21 protein-coding genes and 2 pseudogenes are annotated in these 18618 nt (G+C 40.7%); 8 read left to right on the top strand and 15 right to left on the bottom strand.

The genetic code is table 11. The annotated features are described in order from the left end of the window. Both PN470_RS08985 and PN470_RS08980 read right to left on the bottom strand, forming a co-directional pair. On the bottom strand, window positions 1-1100 hold a 1100-nt coding region (locus PN470_RS08985; protein WP_272104345.1), incomplete at its 3' end, for a tetratricopeptide repeat protein. A gap of 102 nt (window positions 1101-1202) precedes the next feature. Then, on the bottom strand, window positions 1203-2519 hold the full coding sequence (locus PN470_RS08980; RefSeq protein WP_272104343.1) for a P-loop NTPase fold protein: 1317 nt from the start codon (window positions 2517-2519) through the stop codon (window positions 1203-1205). Window positions 2520-3018: 499 nt separating this feature from the next. Here PN470_RS08980 and PN470_RS08975 point away from each other — a divergent pair, with 499 nt between their 5' ends. The 3 genes from PN470_RS08975 (at window position 3019) to PN470_RS08965 (ending at window position 5502) form a co-directional block, all read left to right on the top strand. Continuing rightward, on the top strand, window positions 3019-4158 hold the full coding sequence (locus PN470_RS08975; RefSeq protein ID WP_272104341.1) for a SpoIID/LytB domain-containing protein: 1140 nt from the start codon (window positions 3019-3021) through the stop codon (window positions 4156-4158). 93 nt (window positions 4159-4251) lie between these two features. Then, on the top strand, window positions 4252-4731 hold the full coding sequence (fabZ, locus tag PN470_RS08970) for a 3-hydroxyacyl-ACP dehydratase FabZ (protein WP_002734156.1): 480 nt from the start codon (window positions 4252-4254) through the stop codon (window positions 4729-4731). A 3-nt stretch (window positions 4732-4734) separates the two neighbouring features. Continuing rightward, window positions 4735-5502 carry a tryptophan-rich sensory protein gene (locus tag PN470_RS08965; RefSeq protein ID WP_272104339.1) on the top strand — a complete coding sequence of 256 codons (768 nt, stop codon included), beginning with the start codon at window positions 4735-4737 and terminating at the stop codon, window positions 5500-5502. Here the strand turns inward: PN470_RS08965 and PN470_RS08960 are convergent. The 3 genes from PN470_RS08960 to PN470_RS08950 form a co-directional block, all read right to left on the bottom strand. After that, window positions 5499-5963, bottom strand: coding sequence for a VOC family protein (locus PN470_RS08960; protein ID WP_272104337.1), 465 nt, complete (start codon window positions 5961-5963; stop codon window positions 5499-5501). The two genes, PN470_RS08965 and PN470_RS08960, sit on opposite strands and share 4 nt — an antisense overlap. 149 nt (window positions 5964-6112) lie before the next feature. Next, window positions 6113-6931 carry a SirB1 family protein gene (locus PN470_RS08955; protein WP_271936084.1) on the bottom strand — a complete coding sequence of 273 codons (819 nt, stop codon included), beginning with the start codon at window positions 6929-6931 and terminating at the stop codon, window positions 6113-6115. 78 nt (window positions 6932-7009) lie between these two features. Beyond that, the gene (locus tag PN470_RS08950; RefSeq protein ID WP_002751729.1) at window positions 7010-7804 is read right to left on the bottom strand and encodes a metallophosphoesterase family protein; all 795 of its coding nucleotides are present in this window, start codon (window positions 7802-7804) and stop codon (window positions 7010-7012) included. 364 nt (window positions 7805-8168) lie between these two features. Here PN470_RS08950 and nagA point away from each other — a divergent pair, with 364 nt between their 5' ends. Then, window positions 8169-9320 (top strand): N-acetylglucosamine-6-phosphate deacetylase, encoded by a 1152-nt coding sequence (nagA, locus tag PN470_RS08945; protein ID WP_271936080.1) that lies wholly within the window; start codon window positions 8169-8171, stop codon window positions 9318-9320. Here nagA and ccmS read toward each other — a convergent pair. The 4 genes from ccmS to PN470_RS08925 all read right to left on the bottom strand — a co-directional run bounded on the left by ccmS (window position 9276) and on the right by PN470_RS08925 (window position 12344). Further along, window positions 9276-9716, bottom strand: a complete 441-nt coding sequence (ccmS, locus tag PN470_RS08940) for a beta-carboxysome assembly chaperone CcmS (protein ID WP_103112259.1) — start codon at window positions 9714-9716, stop codon at window positions 9276-9278. The genes nagA and ccmS overlap by 45 nt on opposite strands. A gap of 263 nt (window positions 9717-9979) precedes the next feature. Further along, a complete protein-coding gene (locus tag PN470_RS08935; RefSeq protein WP_272104335.1) occupies window positions 9980-10993 on the bottom strand; it encodes an aldo/keto reductase in 1014 nt (337 codons plus the stop codon). Window positions 10994-11221: 228 nt separating this feature from the next. Beyond that, on the bottom strand, window positions 11222-11539 hold the full coding sequence (locus tag PN470_RS08930) for a hypothetical protein (RefSeq protein WP_002733676.1): 318 nt from the start codon (window positions 11537-11539) through the stop codon (window positions 11222-11224). Between the two features lie 244 nt (window positions 11540-11783). Further along, a complete protein-coding gene (locus PN470_RS08925) occupies window positions 11784-12344 on the bottom strand; it encodes a 5-formyltetrahydrofolate cyclo-ligase (RefSeq protein ID WP_002751733.1) in 561 nt (186 codons plus the stop codon). Between the two features lie 163 nt (window positions 12345-12507). On the opposite strand from PN470_RS08925, the gene grxC reads away from it, so the two are divergent. Together grxC and tadA are read left to right on the top strand one after the other, a co-directional pair. Beyond that, window positions 12508-12825, top strand: a complete 318-nt coding sequence (grxC, locus tag PN470_RS08920; protein ID WP_002751734.1) for a glutaredoxin 3 — start codon at window positions 12508-12510, stop codon at window positions 12823-12825. Further along, window positions 12810-13304 (top strand): tRNA adenosine(34) deaminase TadA, encoded by a 495-nt coding sequence (gene tadA, locus PN470_RS08915; RefSeq protein WP_024968786.1) that lies wholly within the window; start codon window positions 12810-12812, stop codon window positions 13302-13304. Before grxC ends, tadA begins: the two co-directional genes overlap by 16 nt. Window positions 13305-13561: 257 nt before the next feature. Here the strand turns inward: tadA and PN470_RS08910 are convergent, their stop codons facing one another. The 3 genes and pseudogenes from PN470_RS08910 to PN470_RS08900 all read right to left on the bottom strand — a co-directional run bounded on the left by PN470_RS08910 (window position 13562) and on the right by PN470_RS08900 (window position 15618). Next, complete coding sequence (locus tag PN470_RS08910) at window positions 13562-14587, bottom strand: hypothetical protein (RefSeq protein WP_002731837.1); 1026 nt, start codon at window positions 14585-14587, stop codon at window positions 13562-13564. Window positions 14588-14932: 345 nt separating this feature from the next. After that, window positions 14933-15352: pseudogene (locus tag PN470_RS08905) on the bottom strand (putative toxin-antitoxin system toxin component, PIN family). Next, window positions 15349-15618 carry a hypothetical protein gene (locus PN470_RS08900; RefSeq protein ID WP_103112254.1) on the bottom strand — a complete coding sequence of 90 codons (270 nt, stop codon included), beginning with the start codon at window positions 15616-15618 and terminating at the stop codon, window positions 15349-15351. The pseudogene PN470_RS08905 and the gene PN470_RS08900 overlap by 4 nt, the downstream one beginning before the upstream one ends. A gap of 507 nt (window positions 15619-16125) precedes the next feature. On the opposite strand from PN470_RS08900, the pseudogene PN470_RS08895 reads away from it, so the two are divergent. Continuing rightward, window positions 16126-16221: pseudogene (locus tag PN470_RS08895) on the top strand (CU044_2847 family protein); the annotation flags it as partial. 1 nt (window position 16222) lies between these two features. Next, window positions 16223-16810 (top strand): Uma2 family endonuclease, encoded by a 588-nt coding sequence (locus PN470_RS08890; protein ID WP_103112253.1) that lies wholly within the window; start codon window positions 16223-16225, stop codon window positions 16808-16810. 185 nt (window positions 16811-16995) lie between these two features. Here the strand turns inward: PN470_RS08890 and PN470_RS08885 are convergent, their stop codons facing one another. From PN470_RS08885 to PN470_RS08880, 3 genes are all read right to left on the bottom strand, one after another. Next, on the bottom strand, window positions 16996-17178 hold the full coding sequence (locus tag PN470_RS08885; protein ID WP_071821128.1) for a type II toxin-antitoxin system HicA family toxin: 183 nt from the start codon (window positions 17176-17178) through the stop codon (window positions 16996-16998). Continuing rightward, complete coding sequence (locus PN470_RS22135; RefSeq protein WP_334310430.1) at window positions 17175-17366, bottom strand: type II toxin-antitoxin system HicB family antitoxin; 192 nt, start codon at window positions 17364-17366, stop codon at window positions 17175-17177. Before PN470_RS22135 ends, PN470_RS08885 begins: the two co-directional genes overlap by 4 nt. A gap of 252 nt (window positions 17367-17618) precedes the next feature. Continuing rightward, window positions 17619-18618 (bottom strand): tetratricopeptide repeat protein (locus tag PN470_RS08880; RefSeq protein WP_272104332.1); only part of this gene is annotated, 1000 nt, incomplete at its 5' end.

Raw genomic sequence — 18618 nt, 5'->3', positions numbered from 1 at the left:
GATGCGATCGCTTGTTCAAATCTGCCTAAATTACCTAACGCAATCCCTCGGTTGTACCAAGCTTCATGGAAATCGGGTTTAATTTCTAAAGCTCGATCGTAGGATGCGATCGCTTCTGCCAATCTGCCTAAATTAGCTAACGCAATCCCTCGGTTGTACCAAGCTTCATGGAAATCGGGTTTAATTTCTAAAGCTCGATCATAAGATGCGATCGCTTGTTCAAATCTGCCTAAATTACCTAACGCAATCCCTCGGTTGTACCAAGCTTCATGGAAATCGGGTTTAATTTCTAAAGCTCGATCGTAGGATGCGATCGCTTGTTCGTATTCTTTTCCCATTGCATGAATTAAGCCTTTTTCATTCCACAATTCATATGCTCTAATAGGATCGAGAGATGGGGAATCGCTTAAATAGGCCTTAATTTCGGCTAACTTTTCCTGTCGTTGTTGGGGAGTGAATTGCTTATAGGTATCGAGATCGCCGTCTAAATAAACCAGTCTTTCAATTTCTCTTTCCAATATGTCCTTATCCGTCGGAAATTCATAAACTCCCGAATACCAATCAAAAAAATCCGACGCACGACGAATAAAATACCGCAAGGCAAATTCCGGCAATAAGAATACTAAAGTAAAGGGAAATTGCCGCTCAAATCGCTCACGAGATAGGTTTAAATAGCCTAAAATCTTAGGAACTCCGGCCCAGGTTCCCCCATAAACCGGACTTTGACTCGACAAGAAATAGCCTTCACTTTCCGCTTCTTCGTAGCGCAGTAGTGCATTTTCTAAACCGCGCACAAAAAGAATGTTTAGATTGGTATAATTTGGTAGATCGACAATTTTCTCATACAAATTATCGGTTTCTGAATCAAGTTGCAGGACTTGAATATTTTTATTAGGTAAATCTTGACTGATTCCCCGAATAATCTCATCAGCTTGCACGGGAGAACAGCGAACAAAGAGTAAATTAAAGCCATTTTTTCGTCTCAGCGATCGCAGTAATGCTTGATAGGATTCTGCTGCTGTTAGGGGTTGCTCTTCTCGCAATCCTTCAAAATCCGATTCCTGAAAGTTAGTTAAGGGTTTTAATTTTTGGTTTGTCATTATTATATATAGCTGTATTCAGATTTATGAGGTACACTAATTTTCTCACCTGTTCCCTGTTTCCCGCTCCCCATTCATCATTCATAATTCATAATTTATCATTCATAATTCATCATTAAACTCCTTAATTTTGGTAATTAAAGGATGCACATCATACCAACTTTTTAACTCTGCATCTGCATCAAAATAAGCATATTGTAAAATACAACGATTGAATAATAATTTACGATGAGCTTCATCATTTTGAATTTCGTTGGTACGATATACCTTAGCTAGAATTTTCCACTGCTCGTGTTCTACTGTTCTCTGATAGACATCTCTAGCTTGAGTTATTGCTCTTTGAGCAGCTTTTGCGGTAATAGGTAAAGCATCCACATGATCTAAAGCGGTTTGCATTAATAAAATTAGGTTTCGTACATGACCTCCAGTCATTAAACATAATCGCTCCAGAACTTCTTGATTTTCAAAAATATCTGTTTCTAGCTTTTTCTTCGGTAAAAATTGCTGCGTTCTTTTCTCAATAATAGCCTTAATTTTTGCCATACCATCAGGATTAATAGTACGATCAAGATTGCGGATCATAATCATCGGTAAAACCATCGGGTCATTATCATAAATATCGCGTAGATCATTGGCCCGATTAGAATAGGCCATTGAAATAGGTATAGTATAAATCAAATGACAATTTAACCCCTTTAATTGATTAGCTCGATCTAAAAAAATCTCATCATGATTCGTTTTATGATCTCGCCGATATATCGGTACGATGCGATCTAAGTTATCAACAATTACCACTAATTTTGTTGAATCATCTAAGACAGTTTTGCTATTATCAATAAACTCATTTAGTGCTGTTAACAGCGTAACAGTATGAGGATTGATTTTATTTCTTATTTCTTGTCTTTGACTGGGAATTGCCCGAATCGCCGCAGACAATTTACCAAAATATTTAATCAAGTCTCCCGTTTCTAATTTGACATCTTCCACTTTAATCTCTGTTAAAGCTAAATCAATTAAATCCTGCCAACGGGATTTTATCCAGTTTTTTAAGGGGGTTGAATTAGCCTGTTTTAGTTGTTCTAATAAATGGCGCGTACAGGCAATGAGAATATCTGTATATTGAGCATCTTCTGGATCGATATCGTCTTCATCTGCGGCAAAATAAACAACAAAACAATTGTTTTGCTCTAGATATTTTTTCAGCCGCAATAATTCCGTTGATTTCCCCCCTCCTCGATGGCCTGTGTAGAGTTGATGGGTGTACTCTGTTGGCAGCGCACGAATAATTTTTCTGCCCAAATCTTGACAAACATCGGCATCTGCTCTCACTGCTTTTAGATCCACATAAAAGGGACTACCGGCAGGTAAAGGAACTGGTTTAAAGGCATTAGCAAGCCTAGCGATCAATTGTTCAGACATAGGCGACTATAGCTTAATTGATGTCATTATTATAACAATACTTATTGACAAGATGTTATACCGAATCCGCTTTTAATATTACGACTAACTCTCGATCGAACTTCAAAAACCCAGTTATGGATTTTTTCCCCACTTTCCTAGGGTTGATTCATGAATCAACCCTACCCTTAATCCCTCCCTTGATAAGGGGAGTGCCGATCCCCTCTTAATCCCCCCTTGATAAGGGGAGTGCCGATCCCCCCTTAATCCCCCCTTGATAAGGTGGGAAATATGATAATTTTTAACACCTACCTAGTTAGAATAATCGACTAAACCTAATAAATCCCGATTAATCGGACAAAATAGGGCAATTTGCCCATTCATGGGCCAGAGGAGAGAAAAATTGTCAGACCATCGGGAAAAAGTGACAGGGGAAAAATTTTTCTAGACTGGAGTAGCCAAAAAATCCCAGTCCGGTTAAAATTGATTATCGATCGATTGTGTGAGGAGTCCGACCCCCATGACCAATAAACACACAGCAAGGCTGCTGGGTAGTTACCTGCAGCGCCTGCCTGCTCATAGCTGGCTCATCCTAGTTTTTTGGGCTTTGATTATCGCTCCAGTCCAAGCTGCTGTCGAATTACGCATTGCCATCAGTAAAGGTGTTAGCGCCGTCTCCGTGGGTAGTTCCACCGATGCTGTGGTGAAAGATGGGGCCGGGAGAGTCCTAGGAGAATTGACCGCCATGAATGCCCTCAATGCTAATCCCAGAGGAAAAGCGGTGGGTTTGGCCGATTGGCAGGCCAGTCAATTGATCATCGAACCGGAGAATGATGGTTACGTCTGGATTAACGATCGCTGGTATCGAGGACGAACAAGGATCATTCGGCAGGGTTCTGGGGTGACAGCCCTAAATTTAGTCGATTTAGAGGAATATCTCTATAGTGTCGTCGGTGCGGAGGCGATTCCCTCCTGGCCGCAAGAGGCCTTAAAAGCCCAATCCGTGGCGGCGCGTACCTATGCTCTCTACCAAATGAATACTTCTGGTAATCGCATCTACGATCTCGATACTACCACCCGCACCCAAGTTTATAAGGGTCTAGAAAGCGAGTTTACTAGCACCCACGAGGCAGTTAAGGCCACCGCCGGACAAATTATGAGTTTCAACGGCAAACCGATTCTAGCGGTGTTTCACTCCTCCTCCGGGGGTCATACGGAAAATGTCGAGGATGTTTGGAATTCCCCCTTACCCTACCTGCGCGGTGTCGTCGATTACGACCAAGTCGCCCCGGTATTCCAATGGTCAAAAAACTTTAGCGCCGGGGAATTAGGCCGTTTAATCGGTGGTGTCGGTCGCGTGCGATCGCTATCTCCCGAAAGAACCACTCCCCACGGACGAGTGATTAGAATGCGTATAGTGGGCGATCAAGGCTCTAAATTAATCTCTGATACCCAATTACGGCGATTCCTCGAGCTGCGTAGTACCCTATTCACGATTTCAGCTAATAACGGTACTTTTGCCATCAATGGTCGCGGTTTCGGTCATGGGATCGGTTTAAGTCAATGGGGTGCTTTTTCCCTCGCTGACCAAGGAGTGACCTATGACCGCATTCTCAGCCATTATTATCAAAATGCTCGTTTAACTGAAATGCCCAATTAAAAAGGCTGTCAGCCATTTCCAGTGAACTGATCACTGATCACTGATAACTGATTGTGAGATAATGTCTGATCTCACTTGTAATTTTTGACTTGCATGACCATCGTTACCGAAGCCTTAACCGAGTTGGAACCAGTCATAAAAACTACCTTTACCGTCGAGGAAATTCGCCAACTACTGCCCCATCGTTATCCCTTTGCCCTGGTCGATCGGATTATTGACTATGTACCAGGTAAAAAAGCCGTTGGCCTAAAAAATGTCACGATCAACGAGCCTTTTTTCCCCGGTCATATTCCCAGTCGTCCCTTGATGCCGGGGGTGTTAATTGTTGAATCCATGGCCCAAGTGGGGGGAGTGATTTTGACCCAATTACCCGGGATGAAAGGGAAATTTTTTGCCTTCGCTGGCATTGATAAAACCCGTTTTCGTCGTCCTGTGGTGCCGGGGGATCAATTAATCATGACGGTGGAATTATTATCCTTCAAGATGAATAAAATTGCTAAAATGCAAGGGGAAGCAAGAGTCGATGGGCAATTGGCCGCCCAGGGCGAAATGATGTTTTCCGTCTTTGATTGACCTATGAATTTTGATCGAGATCGTCTCCGACAAGAACTAAATTTATTTGCTATTCTAGGGGCTTTTATTACCAATATTTTCGCTAATATTTTTCCTCTCAAGGGCGAAAATATCGGGGCTATCTCGAATACAGTTTTTCAAGATGTCTTAATTGTTCCCGCCAATTATGCTTTTGCGATCTGGGGATTAATTTATCTGGGTTTAATTAGTCTGGGAATTTACCAAGCTTTGGCTTTTAATAAAACTGAACCGCGTTTGCGTCGGTTAGGCTACGAATTAGCCATCGCTAGTGCTTGTCAGATTCTCTGGGTAATTCTCTTTCAATTGCGTTTTTTTACCCTGTCTTTACTGGCAATGCTAGGCATTTTAATTCCTCTCATCCGGCTTTATCTTCGCTTAGAAATTAATCGCTTGATTGTCAATCGTAAACAGGGTTTATTAGTTAATGCTCCTATTAGTATTTATTTCGCTTGGATTAGCGTGGCCACGATTGTCAATGTCGCTTCGGTGCTAGATTGGATCGACTGGCAGCGATGGGGTCTAACTGACCAGATCTGGACGGTAATAATCCTAGTTATCGGGGCGATAATCGCGATTTTAGTCGGTTTAAAAAGAAAAGATCGGGCTTTTATCGGGGTGTTTATCTGGGCTTTTTTGGCGATCGCTGTTAAACAGATTTCTCTGCCTCTAATTGCGATAACAGCGATTATATTAGCGATTATCCTAACTTTTTTGGTTTTTCGTGGCAATTTTCGCCCTCTGAGTCGTTAAGATGCCGGATTACAGCGAATTTCGACGATAAAGCCATCGGGATCGTAGAAGTAAACCCCTCTCCCAGTCGGCCGGGTTACGGGTCCACTAGCAATGGTAATTCCCTGACTTTGTAGCACTTCTAGGACAAAATCGAAGCATTCCGGGGCAATATCGAAGGCTAAATGATTGGCACGGGTAAAAGCGATTTCGGGATTGTCGTCGGGAGGGTTTAAATCTGGTTCCCAAAATAGGTCAATTACTGTACCATCGGGGGTGATAAAATTGGCCACTTTTCCCTGGGCAACTAATTCTTTTAAGGTACTGGGAATTTTTTCCCCCACTAATTCCTCTAATCCTAATATTTCCCCATAAAAATGACGAGAGGCATCCATATCTTTGACGTTGAAAGCGATATGATGGACTTTTCGTAGTTGACCGATTTTGAGTTTTTTTGCGGTTACGGAAGGGCTAATAGTCATTTTAGTTATCATTTATCAGTAAAGGATTGGGGGATTTTTCAGTGAACAGTAATCAGTAATCAGTGAAAAGACAGCACTATTAATGTCATTTAATACTCCTCATTTAATACCGTTAACTGATAACTGATAACTGATAACTGATTGGCGACTTAAGAGTTAATTTTTTGCAATAATTGTCGAATGGATTCTGCATCTTGAGCGTTGGGTAGGAGAGCGAGATAGAAGCCTAAATCCTGTTGCGCTTGGCTGAGTTGTCCAATTTGATAGTAAACTAAACCTCGATCGCGCAGCTCTAGGGGATGATTAGGAATGAGCAAAAGTAGTAGATCTATTGTCCGAATTGTCTGAGACCATTGTTGACGATTCAGGTAAATATATTTTAAATTAGTCAACAAACGTAATAAAATTTGCTGATTGGTAGCAATATTGAGAAAATGTTCTTCTAATTTAACTGACTGTTGATAAATTTGACTTAATCTTTCTTGACAGTCCTGTTTAAATAGGATTTCACCACCGTGAAAGGGATCGACAAAGATTTCTACTTCCTCGAAATCGGGACGGATAATAAAATGCCCTGGCATACCAATTCCTACCATGGGAAAATCTATCTGTTTGGCAATCTCTAAATAGATAATCGAGAGAGTGAGTGGGATACCAGTGCGGCGATCAATTACGTCATTTAAGTAGCTATTGCGGGGGTCATAGTATTCTTGGGTATTACCGGTAAATTGTAAATCTTCAAACAAATATTGATTGATAACCTTGACTATTTTTAAAGGATATAATCTATCGGGTAGGCGTTTTTTTACCTCGTCAGCCATTAAGTTTATCCTATTTAAATAGTGATCAATCTTGAGACGGGGATATTCAAAATTGGCTATTTGTAGAGCTGCCCGAGCTAGATTTATCTCATGATCAGGATGTTGAATTGTTTCGATGAAGGCCTGGTATAAGAGTTCAAGGGTCATTAGAAAAGGGTATTAATCAGATTATCAACTATTTTAACCGATCCTTCTGGTTTTATCGCTTCTCTTTTCTGATCACTATTAAAGATTCAGCGCTTTAGATGAGCTTTCCCCGGAGGAGTAACGAGAAATCTTGTCAAGGTCTAGATTAACCACCGCTTTTTCTAAAGGGATCGTGCGACAATTTTTAGATTGATCCTGCACTTGATAAACTAATTGATTTGTCCAATCTAAAGCAGTTAACCAACCACTTTGGGGATGATAAACCCCAGTTTCAATGTCTAGCCAACCGCTGCCGCGAGCTAGTTGTCCCGGTTTGACATCAGGAAAGGTAAAGGTTAAAGTATGACCTGTGATAATTAGTTTATCCTTGAAATAGGGTTGGGTCATGGTATGAAATTCGTTTCTAATCCAACAAAACTCCTCGTTTGTTTGCTGTTCAAGGGGATATTCTGGGTGTACTCCCGCATGAACTAACCAAATATCTCCTAGGTCTAAATAAGCGGGTAGGGATTGGAACCAATTGATATGCTCGGCGGGTATATTGTTATTATAACTTAGTAGTGTCGCCGCCCCGCCACTCTCGATCCAACCGTTTAACCATCTTTCAGAAACTTCTTTTCCTGCTAAAGCTTTTAAGAGCATATATTCATGATTTCCTAGGAGACACTGGTAGTTATTTTTGATGACAAAATCCACCACTTCTAAGCTCTGCTCTCCTCGATCAATTAAATCCCCCAGAAAATAAACCTCATCCTCACTATCAGGAGCAACTCGGTTTAATAGTCGCAAAAGTGCCTGAAAATTGCCATGCACATCTCCGATAATAATACGACGCGGTTCTTGAGTTTGTTTCCCTATGTTTCTAAAAAACATACACCCCTCCCTAATCCCTGAGATTGCTACTCTTTTATTGCTAAAAAAGTAGTTTTTATATAGTCTTAATTTTATTATAGGACAAGCCTTTCCCTTTGACAGTCACTCCCTCCTAAGAACCGCCAGAGAAAGGCTGTAATTATTTTGTAAAGTATTTTTACAATCTCTGGACAGAGAGCGGTCGGGTTATGGTACTATTTTTTTATGATCAGTTTTTATATAATTGGACATGAGCACTCATAGCTAAACGCAAAGATTCCCATTATATAAAAAAGTATCTCAAAAAAATGCTCCCTTGTCAAGCATCATCAAAAAAAAAGTTTTTTTTGAGATTATAATAAAAAAAAATTAGTTTTCTGCTGCTATGATAACCCTAATTAACGCTAGAATTCCCGCCCATCAGGATCGACAACAAATAGAGATAAATGCTGCGGGAAAGATCGAGAGAATCACGGAGATGGGGGGAAGGAAAAAAGGGGAAAAGATTATCGATATGGAAGGGGATTGGCTATCCTTAGGAGGAGTAGATTTACAGATCAACGGAGGATTAGGATTAGCATTTCCTGACTTAGAAATAACAGATCTAGAAAAATTAGATAATATTAGCGATTATCTGGGGAATCAAGGAATTGATGGTTATCTTCCCACCCTAGTCACCACGTCCGTGGAGAAATTTCAAAAATCCCTCTCAGTAATTGCCAAATATATCGAAAAACAGCAACAGGAAAATCGAGCGAGCGCCCAGGTTTTAGGAGTACATTTAGAGGGACCATTTTTAAACTATGAAAAAAGGGGAGCGCATCCGGGACAATATCTTTTAAACCCAAGTATAGAAACAGTAGATAAAATTTTTGGGAACTACTTATCGATTGTAAAAATTATCACTCTAGCACCAGAATTAGATAGTAGCGGTACGGTGATTAAATACCTAAGCGATCGAGGAATTACCGTCAGTTTAGGACATTCGCAAGCGAGTCAAGAAATAGCCAAAAAAGTCTTTTTCCAAGGGGCAAAAATGGTTACTCATGCCTTTAATGCCATGCCTCCTTTACATCATCGTCAACCAGGTTTATTAGGGGAAGCAATTATCAATCGCGAGGTATATTGTGGGTTAATTGCCGATGGTCAACACATCCATCCAACCATGATAGAATTATTACTAAAAGCCAGTAATTATCATCAAGGAATTTTCTTAGTTAGTGATGCTTTAGCGCCGATTGGTTTAGGGGATGGTGTCTATCCTTGGGACGAGAGAGAAATTGAAGTCAAACAGGGAACAGCAAGACTTTTTGACGGTACTTTAGCGGGAACAACCTTACCCTTATTACAAGGAGTAGCCAATTTAGTTAACTGGGGAATATGTGATTTAGAAACGGCGATTCTTCTAGGCACAGAATCCCCCAGAAAAGCGATCGGATTAGCGGGTTTATCAGTGGGACAACCTGCCAACTTTTTGCGCTGGCAATCGGCATCAAATTGGGAAAGATTGGATTTCCGTCAGCATTTTGGACTCTAACTGTTGAATGAGGGTATCAAGATCGACTTCGAGGCGATTAAAACATTCAGGGGGGGAAAGATCGGGTTGAAAATAAATCAATTTTACCTGACCATCACCGATAGCGACTATAGCCACTTCTTCCCTGGGATTATAGCGATAAATAATCCCAAGCATCTCTTGAATTTTACAATTAACCTTGCGATTTAATTTCTCTAGGGACTCCCTAGAACAACAGACAAAATGAGGCTGAGGTTTAAGATCGATGCCTAGGGTTTCTTGAGCATCTTCTCCCCATTCCGAGAGTAAACCCCACATTAAACCGGCTAATTCCTGTTGATTTTCTTGCACAAATTGATCTAATTGATAGCGCCATTGATTAGCGGGATCATCGGGTATTGCTTGTTCAAATCTCATCATTAGCCTCTTTTCAGTTATCAGTTATCAGTTATCAGTTATCAGTTATCAGTCATCAGTTATCAGTCATCAGTTATCAGTTATCAGTCCTTAATAAGAGGGGTGCCGATCCCCCCTGCCCCCTTGATAAGGGGGGTGCCGATAGGCGGGGGGATCCCCCTTAATAAGGGGGGAAAGCTGAGAATTTTTAACACCTACCTACTTATAGACAACTTTTCCTCTAGATAGGGATTGAATAGGGATAGAACTATTCACCTTTTCAGTTAACGACGGTACTCATCACCGCAATCACCGATTAACTGCAATAAATCCTGGGATTTTTGCAAGACATGATCAATTTTTTGATAGTCTTGGGGAGATAATTGAAAATCGAAAATACGGGCATTTTCTGCGATATGTTCAGCAACACCCAAACGCACCCCGATAATTGCTCCAGCTACGGCTTTTTGTTCAAGAACGTAACGCACTGCCACATTAGGAATGGTGACATGATAGGAATCAGCGATCGCTTTAAGAACAGTTAATAATTCTTGGAATAATTGCCAGTTTCCCCAAGCATCGATCATGTTTTTATATTTCCGTAAACTAGCGGTATTGAGACTCATGGCATTGGGTTCAGGATGACCGAGATATTTAGCTCCTAATAAGCCTCCTGCTAGAGTACCATAGGCCAGGAGATAGATGTTATGTTCTTGGCAAAACTGCGCCATTTTGACGAGGGGACGGCGATCAATCAGGGAAAACTGGACTTGATTGGAGACTATTGTAATCCCGGCGCTGAGAATAATTTTTAAATGTTCCGTGTCGAAATTAGTCAAGGCTAGGTGTTTAATTTTGCCTTCCTGTTGTAATTCCCCTAAAAAATATAAGGCATCTAGATAATTTTTATCGCGATAATCCCACCAGTGAAACTGCAATAAATCGAGACTATCCACATCCATGCGACGCAGGGAAATAGCGATATTTTTTGCGACTATTTCCTTAGTCATTTTACCCGGACGGGGAACCCATTTAGTGAAAGCTTGCAGATTATTTAAAGCATCAATACCCCTTTGAGCGACTAATTGACGACGAAATTCACCGATAAAATCTTCAGCCGGACCGTAATGATCGGCCAGATCCCAAGTGGTGAAACCGGCATCTAGATAGGAGAACATACTAGGGATCGCTTTTTGGGGTGCGATCGAACCATGGGTGCCTGAAACTTGCCACATTCCGTTCAAAATACGACAAATTTCCAGATCGGGGGTAAACTGTAAGCGACGAGATTCGGACATGGGGACTTTTCAGTTATCAGTAAACAGTAAACAGTAATCAGTGAAAAGACAGCAGAAAACTGCCATTGAATACTGCTCACTTAATATTCTATTCTCCTACTGACCACTAATCACCGATTACTGATTCAAGACAGATCGATCGTCCCTGTCTGGAAAAACGCAGTCAAGGGGAAGACTTTCGGAAAAATCTCCCCCTGTTTAGGTTTTTGCTGCTCAATTTTTGCCCGGTTAATATTCCACTTCCAATCGCGCTGCGGTGACAGCATCAAAAGCGAAAGCGAGAACTATAGGCATAGGACAAGCGAGGATGACACAGAGAATTAAAGCTGTCACAGTCAATCCAATCGCCATTCCTAACCAAAGTTTTTCGGCAGGGGATAGACCTTTTTGACGCTTAATATTTTGTAACACTTTGGTGGGAATTGGTTCTGGCATGACGGCATTGGGAGGGAATGCCCAATAATTACTGTAGCGTTCGAGAAATAGCTCTGTCCAGCCGTTTTCTTGACACCATTCTTGAATCCATGGTTCGTGAAAGTGTTTCATTGCTTCCCTGTTGACTTTTTCTGGTGATTACTTTAAACATCTCTTGATGCGAACTTCATCCTAGCAAAGCTATCTTAAGGGTCGATCGGATTCAATAAAACTTAATATATGAGTAGTCGGTGGGTAAAATGTATTCTAAGATACAGTGCCAGCGAACGACCAGAACGAACCACAAAGACACAAAGGACACAAAGATCGATCGCTCCTATATAAGTTAAACCGATCACACAAAAGGAAATAATTGTTAAAAAATTTCGGTTCTTGATTCGGTACAGATTGCCTGTAATTTTTGGTCCCAAGTATCGAGGGGAAGGGTATCGAGATAGGCAAAGTCAAAGACAATCCCAATCGAGGGGATAGCTTGCCATTCGGGGGAATGTAGGAGACGATCAAAATAACCTCCCCCGTAACCTAAGCGATAACCTTGGCGATCGCAAGCGACGGCGGGAATTAACAGTAAGTCCACTTCGGTCGGTAAAATGAGAGGAGCGATCGCTGTTGGTTCATAGATGCCATAACGATTTAATTCTAGGGGATCGTCGGCAGTCCAACAGTGCCAAGTCAGGCTATCTCCGTCACAACGGGGAAAACCCCAGCGATGGTGTTGACAAAATAAGGAACTTAAATCCGGCTCTTGACGATAACTGAAGTAAGCGAGAATGGTTTTAGCGTGTTGAAAGAGGGGTAAAGATTGTAAATTTTTGCAAAGTTGCTGACTATTTTCTTGCCAAATATGCTTAGGAAGCGATCGTCTTTGGGCAATTAGTTGTTTGCGTAATTGGGCTTTTTTGGTAGCAGAATCCATAAAATAAAGATAAATAGGAGAGTAAGTAGCTGGTTATAATTAAATTGAAGATGGATCCCCCCTTAATCCCCCCTTAATAAGGGGGGTGTCGATCCCCCCTTAATCCCCCCTTAATAAGGGGGGCATCGGACAGTTTTTAACACCTAACTACTTAGTAAGAACGATGCTAAATCTATTTAACTCGCTTTTTGGGCGTTATAACGAGAATATCAAGGCCAATGTGGAAATTTACACGTGGGCAACTTGTCCCTACTGTATTCGTGCTAAATGGTTGCTGGGTTGGAAAGGGGTAAAATACACCGAATACAAGATTGATGGGGATGAAAGCGCTCGTCAAGCCATGGCGGAACGGTCTAACGGTAAACGCAGTGTACCACAGATTTTTATCAATAATGAACATATCGGTGGTTGTGATGATTTGTATGCTTTGGATGGTCAGAAAAAATTAGATAATTTATTGGCTAAATGTGGGACTATCTAAAGTCTATTGACGAAAAAGCCTATGAGAAACATCGGCAATGGATGCAGTTAGCTTTAAATTTAGCGGCAACTGCGGGGGACAGGGGTGATGTACCTGTGGGAGCGGTTATCGTGGATAAACAGAGCAATTTAATCGCTCAAGGGGCTAATTGCAAGGAAAAACACCATGATCCCACCGCTCACGCTGAAATTCTGGCGATTCGTGCCGCTAGTCAAGTGTTAGGCAATTGGCACTTAAATGATTGTACCCTCTACGTCACCCTCGAACCCTGTCCCATGTGTGCTGGAGCAATCATTCAGGCTAGATTAGGATTATTAGTGTACGGTGCTGACGATCCCAAAACAGGAGTTATCCGCACTGTGGCTAATTTTATGGATAGTCCTTTTTCTAACCATCGTTTACTGGTAATCGCGGGAATTTTAGCCAAGGAATCCGGGGAATTATTACAAACATGGTTTGAGAAAAAAAGAAATGTTTAAAGGAGTCAGGGAGATAGGAGTCAGGAGTCAGGAGTCAGGAGTCAATCCTACTGTTAAAAGCGGATTGGGTAAGCTGTTGTGCATCTGAATTTGATATTCGTTTTACCTTGTCTCAACTAGAACTTGAATGCGGACTAGCTGATCACCGATCGTAATATGAGAACAGGAAATCGTTAATCTTCCCTCTGTGCTGATGATTGCCGCTTGTCCCTCGTAGGTGATAGTTATCGCATTACTGATCTGGAGTTACTCTGATTTTACCAATAAGGTAGTTGATATGTACGAGAAACAGGATCTACCTGCATTTGACAAAAGATTGCTACTTCTCCCTCCCAATTCATGTATCGAGAGCCAGGCGTTTCTAGAATTAACTCCGTATCTTTAGGATTGCGATAGAATTGGATATTAGGAGTTTCCTTGTCAAATTCATTTTGATAAAACAAAGATGGCAAATTACTTATTTTCTCTGCGATTGACTCTAGATCATATTGACAACTTGTATGTCGAATCGAACCTGGATACGGCAAGTCTATTGTCTCGACGTGATGTACGGTTTTTACGATAGCGTTCTTTAAATGACGACCGATTCGATATAAATTGGCAAAATGATAACGCAAATCACGGTTTAAAGAAATAGCCGATTTTCCATTAGGATGAATTTCGATATCGGGTCCGATATTGCCATTAGGATGAACTCCTTCCAAGAAATATCCTACGATACGAGCATCTCTGGGAAAAATTTGAATTTTTTTCCTGATCGGCTTTGTGACTATTCTGCGATCCCGTGAGTAAATTACGATAGAACGTAATTGACCGCCATTATGCTTGATTTTATTAACAATAGGGGACAATAAGTTTTTATAATCTTTAATATTATTTTCAAAGTCTTTTTTTGCAGGATTTTTAGCCTTATCTAGCCACTTATCATTATATTTGACTTGATTGGAACTATCATAAGGATGGAGAACCTTAAGAATACGGTAGCAATCATCAATATGAGCCATTAAAGCCTCTAGTAATTCTTTTTGTAAGATAGGCAGTTTCGCTAATGAATAATCGAGACGACCTTCAGCATCAAATAAAGCATGATTTATTCGCTCTATTTCATCTAAAATTTCAGCCAATGCTTTCATAACTCTCTGTATTGATAGATCGTAAATAGAAAGTGGATGACGTTCAATATGGGCTTTATGATAATCGATATTTTCTGGAAGAGATTTTAAATAATTGAAGGCTTCAGGATACAAGTTTCCATCTCTATAGGTTTTACGTTCAATTTTCATTGATATGTAAGCAAGTCAGTTGTGTTATCTATGTATTATAGACCCAAGGAAACCCCACAAAAAGCCATGAGAAGCGATCGCCTATTCAGACGGATTTAGGTGTTGGATGTTGGGTTTCCCTTTCCCCTAAAATTGAGAGGTTTTCTTTAACCTATTGATTCGCTCAACCCAACCGACGGACTCTCTTGTAGGTTGGGTTGACGTAAGGAAACCCAACAAAAAAATAAGAGTATCGAAATAGCGATCGCTTTTTTTAAATCCTACAGTAATCATAGCAATTATTGTCGGTCAAACTTCTCTTTTCTCCTGGTTTAAATCGTCAATTAATTACCTTACTCCTCTTCTCTACTCATTAAAGTAGCGACTAAGAAATTCTTGAGGAGTAATGATGGGGATATTTTCAAAGTCATGTAATGCTAGTAAATCTAAATCTCCTGTAATAATAACTTCTGCTTGAATAACTATAGCGCTCGCTAAAATAACAGCATCATCTGGATCTCTAAGTTGAGGAACTTCTAGTAGTCTGTCAACACAAGGTTGTATAAGTTCTTAAACGATAGTCATCAGGTATGCTGTTGTATATCCACAATATTGTTTTCGAGATTGGAGTTTGGGTCGTTCTAATGTATCTTCTATATCAGCTAAGATCTTTTGGGAGGCAAAGATTGTAATTCTTTGATTTTTAGCTAATTTAAAGATTTTACCCGGAACTCCTCCCCACAACAATCCTGAAATCCAAACATTGACATCTAGAACAACTTTCATGAGTTGGTGCGTCTAATTTGGCGAGCTTCTTTAATCATCTGGCTAATCTCAGCCGGAGTCGGTTGATTGGCATCTGGTTCCATTGCTTCTAGTCGCTCAAAGAATTGCTCTAGATTGACTTTATCTTGATGAACTTTTTTGAGAATGATGGAGTCTTCCGTCAGGGAAATCATGTATTTATCTCCTGGGTTGAGGCGGGTTTTAACTTCAGGAGGAAGTTCGATGTTTCCTTCTCGATTGATTTCTATGAGTAGCTCTTTGGTCATCGGCTTCAAAATCAACTTTATTAGCTTTAGCTGTTAAACAGACTTTATAAATAATCTGATCAAGTTAATTATATATATTTTAGCGAATTTTTCAAGCTACGGCCTGCTACCTTGGAATCTAATCCTGGAATTGATGGCGCTCGGCGATTCGCATCTGGACAGGTAATGTTTCTCCCTCTACATTTATACTACCCCAGGAGAGTCCTTCCACAGAATCAATACTAATGGCGGCTTGACAACCACCCCCTGAACGGTTAGCATTAGTAGGTATGTACGAATTGAGGTTAGGATAAAATCTCAATAAAAATCACGGAAATACAAGCCTCCGATGGTGTAAAAATTTATATTCAGTTCGAGAATATAGAAGAAAGAACAAAAATTTTTCAAACAGGAGTTACTAATATTGTCAATGACTATGTACAATTATTATTAAATTCGATTAAACAAGGAGTTTCCTAAGTAAGTCCACCCAGTCAGGTTACTTGAGGATTTGAGTTACAAGTTGGGGGTAAAACGGGGATTTATTTAGTGACAAAAGGTTCAACACAAGCTAATATTAAAGTTGCTATTGAATGGGAATTTAACCAAGATAAGGGAGGTTAGTATGCAAGTTCAAGTCGAAAAACGGTATTATACACCCGAAGAATATTGTCAGCTAGAAGAAACAGCAGAATACAAAAATGAATATCTAGATGGAGAAATTATTCCTATGACGGGAGCAACTACTAATCATAATCTGATTGCTGGTAATTTTTATAAAAATTTTCCGACTAAGATTAACAATGAAGATTATTGGACTTTCATGAGTGATGTCCGGTTATGGATGCCGACATATCGCTTTTATACTTATCCTGATGTAATGGTGATTAAAGGCAAACCATTATATGAAGGAAAAGGCACAAATACTGTAACTAATGCGTTAATCATTGTCGAGGTTTTATCAAAATCAACTAGAGATTATGACCGCACTGATAAGTTTAAATTTTATCGCTCAATTCCTGACTTTAAGGAATATATTTTGATTGATCAATATCGTTATTATGTAGAACAATTTTATAAACAAGATAATGGAGAATGGTTATTTAAAGTTTATGAATCAGACAAGGATACTTTAAGGTTTTATTCTGTAGATTTCCAAATCTCACTGATGGATATTTATCAACGAATTGATTTTAATTTAATTGAAGAATAATGATTAAATCTAATCTCAATTATCTACCAAAATCAGTTGATATTGCGATTCTCAAGATCAAGAAGGAAACCCAACAAAAAAATAAGAGGATTGAAATAGCGATCGCCCTTTTTAAAATCCTACAGTAATCATTTTTCCATAGCTCCTTTGCTTCCTTGTAGCCTTGTTTGATTTGCACTGTGAATTTATCTGTCACCAGTAAGACTTTTGATAATCTTTTTAGCCAATCGCTCATTAATTTCTCGATGTCTGGGAATTGGTTCTGTTTTTCCAGTATCTCGATTATGGTAAATATCGTGTTTCCCTCCACGTCTAATCAAATAGCAGCCAGCTTGCTCTAATTGTGCAATTAAATCATGTCTTTTCATGCGAGTTCAAACTCTGCAACTCTCTTGATTCCGGGGATTTCTTCCCTAGTAAATGTTTTGTAGAGATCGACCAAGTTTTCGATTAATTCTTCTAAGTCAACACCCTGGGTCCAATGATCTGGGAATTCATTCAAATAGCCCAAGAACATCCCATCTGATTCTTTCCAATATGTATATGGAATCCTCATGGTGAAATCCTCATTCTGCGTTGCTAACGATATTAAGTTGACCCCTATTATAACGGAATTGCTCCCAAGCCACGATCAGCTTTATTATCAGGGTTGGCAGCGAGATTGCCGCCTTAGACTTCGTTAATGCAGCTGGCAAAATTTGCGATCGCCGATTCCGACAGATTGAGGTGTTGGCTGTTGGGTTTCCCTTTCCCCTAAAATTGAGAGGTTTTCTTTAACCTATTGATTTGCTCAACCCAAGAAAAAGGACTAGACCGCGCCCAATTCCCGTAGGATTTCCATAACCTTTTCATAGACCGCCGCGTTTCCTTGCCGGCGGTACAGTTCGGCGGCTTGTCGGAAATCTCCGATCGCTTTTTCCGTTTCTTGTCGAGAGTAATAAAGAATCCCCCGAAAGCCGTAAGCCAGGGCCAATTGCGGATTAATCTCGATCGCTTTGTTGTAATCGGACAGAGCGAGATCAGGTTCTTGCTGTTGGTGGTAATAAAGAATACCCCGATTGAGGTAAGCCATTGCGTCTCGGGGATTAATGTTGATCGCTTTGTTGTAATCAGACAGGGCGAGGTCGGGTTTCTGCTGTTGGTAATAAAGAATCCCCCGATTGACGTAAGCCTCGGCATCTCGGGGATTAAGCTCGATCGCTTTGTTGTAATCAGACAGGGCGAGGTCGGGTTTCCCCTGTCCGGCGTAAATAACCCCCCGATTGTAGTAAGCGTCGGCATCTCGGGGATTAATATTGATCGCCTGATTGTAATCGAACAGGGCGAGGTTGAGTTTCCCCTGTTCGTGGTAAAGATTCCCGCGATTGAGGTAAGCGATTGCGTCTCGGGGATTAATCTCGATCGCCTGATTGAAATCGGACAGGGCGAGGTCGGGTTTCCCCTGTTCGTGGTAAAGATTCCCGCGATTGAGGTAAGCCAGGGCGTATAGGGGATTAATGTTGATCGCCTGATTGTAATCGAACAGGGCGAGGTCGGGTTTCCCCTGTTCGTGGTAAAGAAACCCCCGATTGTTATAAGCCTCGGCGTATTGAGGATTAATCTCGATCGCCCGATCAAAATCGGATAAGGCGAGGTCGGTTTTCCCCTGTTCTTTGTAGAGATTCCCCCGATTGTTGTAAGCCATTGCGTACTGGGGATTAATGTTGAGCGCCTGATTGAAATCGGACAGGGCGAGGTCGGGTTTCCCCTGTTCGTGGTAAAGATTCCCGCGATTGTTGTAAGCCATTGCGTACTGGGGATTAATGTTG

This window comes from Microcystis sp. CS-574, assembly GCF_028329095.1.
Taxonomy (GTDB): Bacteria; Cyanobacteriota; Cyanobacteriia; order Cyanobacteriales; family Microcystaceae; genus Microcystis; species Microcystis ichthyoblabe_A.
The sequence above is the reverse complement of the archived record's forward strand: the minus strand, read 5'-3'. Positions and strand labels throughout refer to the sequence as shown.